Source organism: Pseudoalteromonas sp. L21 (genome assembly GCF_021728035.1).
Lineage (GTDB): Bacteria > Pseudomonadota > Gammaproteobacteria > Enterobacterales > Alteromonadaceae > Pseudoalteromonas > Pseudoalteromonas arabiensis.
In genome coordinates this window covers 746,850-758,292 of the sequence record NZ_JAKKCV010000002.1, presented here as the reverse complement: position 1 = coordinate 758,292, position 11,443 = coordinate 746,850, and the positions used below count along the sequence as shown (strand labels likewise).

7 protein-coding genes are annotated in these 11,443 nt (G+C 42.9%); 1 reads left to right on the top strand and 6 read right to left on the bottom strand.

All coding sequences use genetic code 11. The annotated features are described in order from the left end of the window. Positions 1-54 precede the first annotated feature (54 nt). From L3V41_RS08530 to L3V41_RS08515, 4 genes are all read right to left on the bottom strand, one after another. On the bottom strand, positions 55-2,685 hold the full coding sequence (locus L3V41_RS08530) for a glycosyl hydrolase family 18 protein (RefSeq protein ID WP_237127553.1): 2,631 nt from the start codon (positions 2,683-2,685) through the stop codon (positions 55-57). Between the two features lie 64 nt (positions 2,686-2,749). After that, positions 2,750-4,348, bottom strand: a complete 1,599-nt coding sequence (locus L3V41_RS08525; RefSeq protein WP_237127552.1) for a lytic polysaccharide monooxygenase — start codon at positions 4,346-4,348, stop codon at positions 2,750-2,752. 54 nt (positions 4,349-4,402) lie between these two features. Next, positions 4,403-7,570 carry a glycosyl hydrolase family 18 protein gene (locus tag L3V41_RS08520; protein WP_237127551.1) on the bottom strand — a complete coding sequence of 1,056 codons (3,168 nt, stop codon included), beginning with the start codon at positions 7,568-7,570 and terminating at the stop codon, positions 4,403-4,405. 485 nt (positions 7,571-8,055) lie between these two features. After that, complete coding sequence (locus tag L3V41_RS08515) at positions 8,056-8,244, bottom strand: ribosome alternative rescue factor ArfA (RefSeq protein ID WP_062567747.1); 189 nt, start codon at positions 8,242-8,244, stop codon at positions 8,056-8,058. Positions 8,245-8,469: 225 nt separating this feature from the next. Here L3V41_RS08515 and L3V41_RS08510 point away from each other — a divergent pair, with 225 nt between their 5' ends. Further along, a complete protein-coding gene (locus L3V41_RS08510) occupies positions 8,470-10,338 on the top strand; it encodes a cation:proton antiporter (protein ID WP_237115474.1) in 1,869 nt (622 codons plus the stop codon). Between the two features lie 25 nt (positions 10,339-10,363). Here the strand turns inward: L3V41_RS08510 and L3V41_RS08505 are convergent, their stop codons facing one another. Both L3V41_RS08505 and L3V41_RS08500 read right to left on the bottom strand, forming a co-directional pair. Then, complete coding sequence (locus L3V41_RS08505) at positions 10,364-10,837, bottom strand: RES family NAD+ phosphorylase (protein WP_062567749.1); 474 nt, start codon at positions 10,835-10,837, stop codon at positions 10,364-10,366. Continuing rightward, positions 10,837-11,271, bottom strand: coding sequence for an antitoxin Xre/MbcA/ParS toxin-binding domain-containing protein (locus L3V41_RS08500; RefSeq protein WP_062567750.1), 435 nt, complete (start codon positions 11,269-11,271; stop codon positions 10,837-10,839). The genes L3V41_RS08505 and L3V41_RS08500 overlap by 1 nt, the downstream gene beginning before the upstream one ends. Positions 11,272-11,443: the final 172 nt, after the last annotated feature.

The following is an 11,443-nucleotide window of genomic DNA, read 5'->3' as shown; positions in this document are numbered from 1 at the left end:
TTTAGAGGGAAATCACATTATCATGAAACGCATTCAAATGTGGCTAAAAAACACTTAAAGTGCTTTCCATACATCAGCGCTGCCTGGCTCGTCTCCTTGAGTCCACCACTTCGCTTCGTATTGAGTACCTTGGTGAGTCACTTGGTCGCCGCTGTTGTAAGTGCCTGCTGCTTGCCAAATAACACCACCATTTGCATCTGTAGGCTGTGAACTAGCTTCCCATACGCCACCTAGATCTGGACGATCACCTTGTGTCCACCATTTAGCAGTATATAAAACACCGTTGTACATCACAGTATCACCACCCACATAAATGGCAGTTTCATCCCATGTTGTATTACCAGGAGGATTAGTCGTACCTGAGTCTGTCACTGTCACGTTGAAGCTGACTGATGTAGCTGCTTGACCATCGCTTACCTCAACCGATACAGGGTAGGTTGTATCCGCAGTAACACTGGCCGCTTGCAAACTCACATTTGCACCAGAACCCACTAATGTAAGGCCGGCAGGTACAGTCCAATTATAAGTAAGGGCATCGTTATCTGCATCTGTTGCAGAAACTGAGACGGCTACGCTTGCCTCTTCGGCAACTGTTTTGTCAGTAATAGCTGCAACAACAGGCGCTGAGTTTCCACCAGTACCAGGCGCAACGACATTAACTGTCACGTTACGGCTTACACTTGCTTTGCCATCAGTGACTGTTACTGTTGCAATGTATCGCGTGTCAACAGTGACCGATGGTGCTGTAATAGCAAGTGTATTTGTATTTGCTCCTGATACAGTAAGTGCATTATCGGCAGTCCAGCTAAAGCTTAGAGGGTCGTTATCAGCATCTGTTGCTGATGCACTGATTGAGACAGTTTCACCCGCATTCACTGTCACCGAGCCTGACACAGAGACAACGGGTGCTTTGTTAGTCGGCTCAGTAACGGTACCACCTAAACCTTCATGCATTGCATTAAGGATATCACCGTTATCCGCATCAATTTCCCATGCAAATAAACCACCTAGGTTATGTTGGTTAACATAGTTACCTTTTGCGATAACTGACGCAGGGCTATCATATGTGATGAGTTTACCGGTAGAACGATTCCAAACATACGCGCCTTTTGCTTGTTCATCATAACCAACTTCAAAGCCGTTTATACCCGTACCCGATGCACCAATCATGTGTGCTTTAATGCCTTTATAATCGATTACACCATCTTCCCACACACCTTGTGCGTTACTGCCTTTTAATGGACCCGATCCTGTTGCTGTCATTGGATTACCATCAATGGTTGTGCCCGCAGGGTAAACACCTTCCCAACCACGGCCATACATTGCTGTACCAACAACAATTTTCTTCGATGGAACATTTTGCGCAAGCAGTAATTGAATTGCGTTATCGGTTGTGTAAGCAGGGCCTTGATAAGGAACGCCACCAGCATCTACACCCGTACCATCACATTGACCAGGGCGGAAATGCGTACCACAATAAAGTGCTGTTTGGTGACCTGTTACACCACTCCACGCGCCATAGAAGTCATACGTCATGGCAAAGATGTAATCCATGTACTGGCTCGCGGCTTGATAATCAACATCTTCAATTTTATCGTAGCCAGCACCAATTGCAGAAGTAAGCTCATATTGACGGCCAGTTTCAGCTTCTAGCTCATCAAGCATGATGCGAAGCTCTTGCATCAATGCAACATATGCAGGACCATCAGCGACAGGGTCACCTAGATTAGGGTTTGCGCCGTCACCACCTGGGAATTCCCAGTCGATATCAACACCATCGTAGAATTTCCACGTTTTTAAGAACTCTTTCATCGAGGCGACGAAGGTGTCACGATTTGCCTTGTTAGTGAAATACGCGAATGGGTCTGATAACGTCCAACCACCCACTGATGGTAAGATTTTTAAATCAGGATAACGCTGTTTTAGTGCCATTAGCTGTGAATATGTACCACGGATTGGATCATTAGCATCAACACCCGGTAGTGCTTTTTGAACAGCTGCCCATGGATCATGAATAACCACTTCAAAATCCTGCGAACCAGTACAAGCGGTATTTAACGCATTTTTAGGCCCACCGGTCAGTGAATCATTCGGACCACAAATTGGAATAAAGCCATATAAAATGTGCGTTAAGTTTTGGGCAGGAATATTCGTTACATCGAAATCACGACCGTAAATGCCCCACTCAACAAAGTAAGCACCAGTGACTAACCCTTGCTTTGTACCAATATTTTTATTGTTTGGATCATAATCCATAGGCAATGGCGCTAAATGTGCGCCGTCGGTATCAGCAATAACAATTGGTTTGCCTTCACTGCGCGCGCAAGTCGTGCCGCCTTCACAAAGCTCGACATACATAGTATGGCGACCTGCTTTATTATAAGGAAAACTAATTACACCACTTTTAGTACCCGCTGCAAGCGTACCTTCGTTTACAAGCATATTGTCAAAATACACTTTATAACTGTCGCCACCATCACCACTCCATGCATTCCACTGTACATTAATGGTCACTTGTTCAACACGATTGACAAGGCTTTTATATGAGCCTGTCCCTTCTAAGTTCACCTCAACAAATGAGTATTCTTGTGGCTCCCAATTAAGAACAGGGGTTGAAGGAGCAGCACTTGCTGCACTTGCGAATAATGCAACACCAATGGCTGCGCTTAGTTGTTTTATATTCATGATTCTCTCTTTATCTATTTTTATTAAGCTTTACGCTGTATTGAAAAGTTTGAACTACAAAACTTTAGATTTCTGTCCATACTTGGCTTTCACTCGGTACATCACCTTGAGTCCACCATTGTGCGCGATAGCGCTTTCCTTGATAGGTTACTTCAGCACTGCCCTGATAGGCTTTGCCACTCGTCCATTGTTCAGATGCTGTACCCGCTTCAAGCTGCCATGCATCACTGCTGTCAGGCTGTGCACCTTGGTTCCACCATTTGGCACTGTATATGCCACCGCCAAAACTGACTTGATCGCCCGTGTTATATTGGCGCATGCTGTCCCACGCAGGTACGCTTGGTTCGGTAGGTGTTGTATTGGTATCTAGCACATTCACAACAAAACGTGTTTGAGTGGTTAATTCACCGTCTGATACCGACGCTGTCACTGTGTAGCTAGTATCGGCATTAACCTCTGGCGCGACGATGGTGATATCAGCTCCAGTACCTGTAAAACTCAGCGGTGCAGGTACATTCCAGCTATACGTTAATGTGCTTTGTTGATCATCAAAGGCATGCAAATGCACTTTCGTACTGCTATTTTCATTAACTTGTAAATCATCGGGTTGATGAACAATGGGGGCTGTGTTTTCAGGTGCAGCTTGTACACTTAATGCAAAGCTGTAGCTTGCATTAGTTGCAAACACCTGATTTGTTAGTACATCGTTGGCATTAAAGGCAATACTGCCATCACTACTTTGAACACCCACTTGCAATAGGTGACTGTAATTAAGGTTGAGTAACTCAGCAAAGGCTTGCTGCCAATTCGCTTGATTTTCGCTGGTTATTTGCATTTGTTGAGTCACTAACTCTTGCCCTGCTTCATCAAACAAACGCGCAGAAACATTGCCACCGACAACAGCATCTTGCCCTTGGCGAACAAAGTAACTGAGTGCAGACCAGTTTGTTGAATCTGTTGGCCCAGCGTCAGTAACAATAGTAATATCGCTACAGTTATAAAAACCTTCACCACCGGCATCCTCACGCTGCCAACGTGTATACAAGATTGCATCACCGCTGCGACCAGCAGGAATTGAGACACTCATTTCGTAATAACGATCATTGTTTGCATCAATAACAAAATCGAGGTTGCCGTATTCAGCAACTAGCTCTAAGTCATTCCAAGTTAAAACTTGCGTTGCCCCATCAAAGCCTGGCTTTGTTAAGTAAAACTCCCAGAAGCTAGGGTTATGTGGTGTACTTGCTAAAAAGCGAACTAAAATATCGCCATTCGCATTCGGAATAACATCACTGCGTTGCCAATGCGGCGAAGGCAAATCCATACCTCGTTTTGCACTATCTCCTGCGGCACATAATGCCCCATCGGGTACACTTTGTTTTACCGCGGCAATGTTGGTGTAATCAGCGGTATTCGCCGAAAACTCAATATCTTGTACAAACTGTACATGTCCTGATTCAACAAATGCTGCTCGACAAGCTAGATTTGGAATACCACTGCCATCATCAGGCCACCAATAACCGCCATCAGCATTACAAATCGCCTGACGTGCTTTAGGACTTTCTAAAAATCCGTGGGCATTTACATGGCTTGATGCAAAGCCAAGCAACATGGTGCTTGCCACTGCCGATAAAGACAATGCCTTCGATTTAATAATTTTCATTGTTGTGTTCTCGCTGTAGAAACGCGGAGCAATCTCCTTGCTCCGCTTATTGAGTTAAAGTGTGCAACTCACTGTCCAGTCAGCTGTTGTGCCTGGCTCTGCGCTTGTCCACCACTTTGCTTCGTAAACCACATTGTTGTGATTCATAAGATCGCCGCCTAGAGCATGAGTTGGGTTACCTGCCCAATCCGTTTGCGGCCAGTTTGGATAAACAGGGATACTTGTTACATCAATACCTTCACATGTCGCACCATTTCCACCTGTGTTACCGCCTGTGTCAGTGCCTGAATTTGGCGTGCCAGGAACGGCATCTGGTAGCATTGGGTACTCATATTTGAACGCGTATGTTTTACCGCCCTTTTCAATCGTGAAGTTACTTGGGCCAGTAATTGGCATGTAATACATCACTTGGGCATTTACGGTTTGGCCTGTATTGAAGGCTTTTTCGATACCGCCCCACTCATTTGTAAGCGTGATAGAAAAACGATGGAACTCATTTTCATAGCCACCAATGTTATTACCAGCCGCATTCGAGCCATTCACATCCACAGCCATACCCAGTTTTTCTTGAGCATTCCAATTTGATTTGAAAATAGCTGATGTTGATACAGGTACATCAAAACTGATTTTCGCACCGCTTAAATCAATATTTGAATTGTTTGTGAATGAGAATGTAGGCGAAATTGGGTAGTTATCATCACCAATTGGGAAGTCTTTCACTGTAAAGCTGACATCAACCGCTTCACTCGGAACAGTGAAATTAACGTTACCTTGATGCGTGTCATACGCAACACCACTTTGATTAAACTTATTGTAAGCAAGTGTCGTTAGGCTTGAACCCATGAAGTACTCACCTTTTGCTGAGTCATAATCAAAGTCACCAGCAAGCTCCCAGAACATGATGCCACCAAGGCCGTTGTTGATAACGTAATCAACTTTGGTTGCCATTGATTGCTCATCTTCAATTGATAAGAATACTTTTTTATCTGCATTCCATAACCATGGAGCCACAGCCACATTGTCGTAATGACGTGTATAAGTGCCTGTTAATACATCATTTGGATCTGTACTTGGTGTTAAACCATAGATTTCAAGATAAGACGGGTTGATACCGTTTTCTAAATTTTTAGCATGCCACAGTGGGTTTGAGCCAGCAGGCATTTCTTCACCAGCGTCATTTTTATCATGCCACAGGTTATCGATACCTAACGCACCGTTACCACATTTGTTCTTCTCACCAACACCGGTTCCTTTAGCACATTTAGATTGGTCAGGCAGTGCAGCTTGTCCCCATAATCCATTTGTACCGCCAGATACATCTTTGAAACCACGGGTATAATACGGAATACCAATGTTGATACGACCCGCAGATACTGCACCGCGGAAATAACGCACAGCCCAATCTGTATTTAAGTAACCAATACCTTCAAATTCTGCCGTTGTATACACACCCCATTGCGCAAGCTCTGAATCAAGGCCTGTATCAAACAATGCAGCATTATGACCCACGTGTGAGTTCCATGCACCGTGTAAGTCGTAAGACATAATGTTCACATAATCTAGGTACTTAACACTTTGGAAAGTTTCCATACCACGTAACAAGTAGCCTGAAGATGGAGAAGCAATTGTTAGTAAGTAATGCTTACCCGCTTTTTGACCAGCAATATCAAGCTCTTCACGAAGTTTTTCCATAAGAACACGGTACGATGCATTTAGACCCGCACGGCGTGCATTCGAAATTGGGAAATCATCCGGATGACCCGAGTCATTCATTGATGAAGGGTATTCATAATCAATATCAACACCATCAAATCCATATTTTTCGATGAACTCAACGGCACTTTTCGCGAAAGCGTTAATACCAGCTTGGTTTATTGAACCATCAGCATTCGTTGTCATGGTGTAAAAACCACCACTATTAACACGTGTACCATCAGCACCAAAGTAACCACCAGTTTCGGCCCAACCACCAACAGAAATCAGTGTTTTTACATCTGGGTGTTGTTTTTTAAACTTGTTGAGAAGATTGAAGTGACCTGAGTAACTAAAGCTTGGATCCATCTCTGCACCCGACACACCAGGCCAAGTCATATTAGTGGCAGGGTTACCAGGTGCATTAGGGTCGCCAATTGATACCTTATTGTTAGCATCAACATGAGCAAATGCATAGTTGATGTGCGTGATCTTATCCCATGGAATATCGTTCACTAAGTAACTAGGTTGACCATTTGCACCATTCCGCCAGCTTGTGAAGTAGCCAATAACACGGCGTGGGTGATCTGCGCCCATTTTTTCACGACCATTTGCATCATACACAGTACAATACGGCGTATTTACGCCTGGAGTTTGATATAAGCCTTGTGGTTTACAATCTGCACCAGGTGGGGTTGCTTCAACAACATTAACAACTTTAGTTGCTGTGCCAGTCGCACCTTCGTTATCTGTCACCGTTAACATGAAAGTAACTTGACCTAAAGCGGTAGCCTGCCATGTATAGCTTGAAGATGCAGTATTAGCTTGGTGAACAGCGGTGCCATTTTCAGACAAACTAAGTCCTGTTACTTGACCATCACTGTCGGAGCCAGATAGTGCAAACACAAGCTCTGAGCCAACGGTAATTTCATTGGGTACAGCACTAAATTCAATGCTGGCTGTGGGTGCTTGATTTGTTGGGTCCACAACACCCGACACACTCAACGTGTTAGCGACAGCAGTCGATGCTAAACCTAAATCGTCCGTTGCAACGGCACTTATAACATGGCTGCCAGCAACCGCTTGCCAGTTAGTTGAATACGGTGGTGCACTCACAACGGCAACCGAAACATTATCAACAAAAAACTCAACACTGGCGACACTGCCATCAACATCGCTCGCCTGCGCATCAATGACAACGCTGTCACCGCTATTAAATAAAGAACCATCAGCAGGTGTTAAGCTAGTGACTAGAGGAGCTTGGTTATCAGTGACAACGCTGTCACAAGCTCCCAAAAAACGCCACTCTTGATCCGTGCCAGAATTCTCCACGGGGTTTGACTGTGTCCACCACTTGGCTTCATAGGCATTATTATTAGCCTGAACTTGGCTACCGCCAACGTGCGTTTGTCCTTGTTGCCATACTTCTAGATTACTGCAATCAACTGCAGCTTGTGCTGTAAAGCCATATAATCCAAGTGACATTGCACTTAGCTTAAAGGCATTTTTTATAAATTGATGTGAGCTCATTCGCTCCCTCCGCCCAAGGTTGTTATAACATTTATTTTACATTTCCAACTTAAAAGTAACACAAAAAATAAATGGGTCAACCTTAAAATTACCGATAAAAGGTAAAAATCAAATCCTTTTGGGCGTAAAATGCTTAGTTACAAACCAAAAAGAATGAATCCATTTACTCTTAATGAAACCGAGAGAGGATTCTACAACTAAAAAGTGAACACAAAGTTAACAACCAATTAATCTTGCTAACAATGATTAACACAGGGTTTTTGAATTAAATGGAGAGAGAAACGGGCTAAAACGGCAAATAAAATACGTTTCTTATTTGGGTATATAACTAATAATCTAGTTTTTAGAAAAAAATGTATAAAAAATTGTGTGTTTTTTGTTCTCCACTATTCACTTTTCAGTTTAAGAAGCAAATTCAAGGCATAAAAAAAGCAAACTTGTCAGTTTGCTTTTCTGTAAAAATCCTATTTGATCACAACTAAAATCTAAGCAGCGATTAAATAGGACTCTCGCCCTGCATGTTTTGCCTTACGTTGGTAAGCGCCTTTACCTTTTTTAGCTTTTTCTACCTTTGATTTAAATAATTTTGAAGTGACCAATGCCGCATAGACATTGTCATTAATAACACCGCGACCAGTATCAACTTGGCTTTGGTTATGTTTCTTTTTGCTCATTTATTGCTCCTATTTAAAGTGCCGCGATTATATACACGGTTTAATGCTACGCAAGTGGTTTTTAAAAAATTTTCTGTTTTATTCACTGCTTTAACGAACTTGAGGATGATTTTTTATTTTTCAACCCATTTAGTGTTTTCTTGCTTTTCCTATTGGCAATACTTTTTAAAACAACCATAGTTACTAAATGTGCTAATACATTGTTTATCATAAAAAAGGTCTAAAATGGCAGATATCCTCCTAATCGCCTTCATTTTTCTAATAGCAGGTATTGTTGCAGTACCCATTGCCACTAAGTTAGGTTTAGGTTCAGTGCTTGGCTATCTCCTTGCAGGTATCGCTATTAGCCCGCTGCTCAATGCGCTGAATGTCGATGTCATTGCAATTCAACACTTTGCTGAGTTTGGAGTTGTGATGATGTTATTTATCGTCGGCCTTGAATTAGAACCCAAAATATTATGGTCAATGCGTAAGCAACTAATAGGTCTTGGTGGTGGGCAAGTTATTATAACCAGTGCGGCTTTAGCTACAGTCGCTATTTTGCTCGGACACACTTGGCAAACGGCTGTCACAATTGGCTTAATCTTATCTTTATCGTCCACCGCCATTGTATTACAGACCCTCTCAGAGCGAGGACTATTAAAGTCAGATGGTGGGCAAGCTTCATTTAGCGTATTACTCACACAAGATATTGCTGTGATCCCTATGCTGGCTTTTATTCCTTTACTGGCTTTACCCGAGCTATCTCAAGGTATAAGTAGTGCGGCTCAAAATTCTCACAGTGGACTTAGCCTTGTTGCAGATCTTGAAAGTTGGCAGGCAGCATTTGTAACGCTAGGGATGATTGCCTTGGTCATTTTTGGTGGAAATTATCTAACAGCGCCTCTTTTTCGCTTTGTCGCGCTGGCTAGACTTCGGGAATTATTCACCGCTACGGCGTTACTTTTTGTAATCGGCATCGCGTTAATGATGTCTTTAGTCGGGTTATCTGCTGCATTAGGCACATTTTTAGCGGGTGTTGTGCTTGCCAACTCTCCTTATAAACATGAGCTTGAGAGTAATATTGAGCCATTTAAAGGCTTATTATTAGGACTGTTTTTTATCACCGTTGGTGCTGGAATAAACTTTCAGCTACTCACTGATAATTTCATGGTGACGGTGTTGTTAACATTCGCCCTTGTTATCACAAAAACGCTCGTGCTGTTTTTACTCGGCCGATTATTTGGCTTAAAAGGCGCAGCATCTTGGCTACTAGCTCTTGGACTTGCGCAAGCGGGGGAATTTGGCTTTGTCCTTTTAGCCTATAGTGTGGCAAATAATGTGCTCGATTCGAGCGTTGCTGATCAGCTACTTTTAACTGTCACACTATCAATGCTGATTTCGCCTGCTTTGTTCATTATTTATCAACGTGTTATTGCACCAAGGTATATTACAGAGCAAGGCAGTAGAGAAGAAAGTTTCCCTGACGATAGCCATGTGATCATTGCAGGATCAGGCCGCATGGGTGGCCTTGTCGATCGTATTTTACAAGCTGGTGGCTATAAAACGACCGTGATTGACTATAATTATAAGCAGCTTGATGCACTCGAGCGGGTTGGAATTCGTAATTTTTTTGGTGATGCAACGCGTCCTGATTTACTTAATGCGGCTGGAATTGAAAATGCAAATTTGCTCATCGTTGCCTTAGATGATGCCGAACAAATAACTAAACTGGTACGTTATGCTATGCATAACTACCCACATTTACATGTTGTTGCGCGCGCAGTAGACCGCCATCATGTTTACGATTTATGGGCCTATGGTTGTCGGGATATCATTCGCGAAACGTTTGACAGCACGATGAGAATGGGGCGTTCAGCTTTTGAAGCTCTCGGTATTGAGCGAGGAAAAGCCCAAGAAATGGTCGATATATTCACTGAGTTTGATAAGGAAATGCTACGTCAAGCCGCTGATGCCTACGAAATTGGCGTTCCGTTTGAGAAAAATCAAGCCTACATTGATTGTATAAATAAGCTATTTGATGAAAAAGAGCCGCAAATTAAGCAACAAATGCGTGAGATTTGCGAGCGTGTTGCCACATCAGAAAATAAATAGATCACATCAACTACTTTGAGTAACCTCAAAGTTTAGCGGCTAGCCGATTAGGGTAAAGAAAATTCTGACAATCGATGCTTTGAATACGACTGATATCTTTATGTAGTGGGTTTATTAAAAAGTTATATTCGTCTGGACATAAACTGGAGGGAACTTGAAGCACCGCTGCCTCCATCGAAGTAAGCCAATTAGAGCCTAAGGCCTGAGTATCAGTAATATAAGGGTGATCATCCCATGCTTTTGGCAGCTCGGAAGCAACTAACCTGATAACTTTTAGGTCGTCAGGTATTTGAATCGTTGTGATACTCAGGTTTTTACTTAAAATATCCGTTGTGTCATTCACTAAACGTTCAAGCATTGCCAGTGATCGTGAGCTGGCGGTATACACAATTGGCTTACCAACAAAATGCCACCGTCCCTGCGCATACAAGCCACCTAATCCAGATAGCGCGTTAGTTAGGTCGTTATGTACTTTAGGTGCGATCCGATAACAAATCATTAAGCAGTAAACCCATACTCAAGCCCTAAAATAACACGTTTAATCAGCGCTCGACCGCGAATGGTATGAATCACCGATTTCGGCTCTTGATTAGCAAACTGAATGTTAGGAGTACTAAGCCATTCATTCCAACGTTTAACATCACCAAAGTAAGCTATACCTTGTGAAGAAATACGTGCAACCTCTAAGGCGTTTTCACTTAGCTTAGCATTAAGACGTTTTCTGTCTTTGCTATAACGCTCAAGAGTACGCGTCGTTGTGCCTATTGACGTCGCTAGAATATTAGCATCCCAATTTAACTCCTTACCAAGAGATTTAATAGCACTGACTGTCACCCCCTGCGTGGCAACATTGATTTCATCTATTGTATTAGAGTGAACGGTCACTCTGCCATCGGTAACAACACCTAGGTAATCTGTTTCAATCACATTCATATTTCACCTCGCCGAAAATCGACATCTGTCACTCATTATAGTGACACCTGTCGCTTTTTACAATTATCATTGTGCAACCATTCTTATATTACTTTGGCTAATAATGCATCGTGCGACTTTTAGTTTTGGTGGGGGTTTATCACAGAGCTTTTAGATCTGTTTAGTTTTAGGA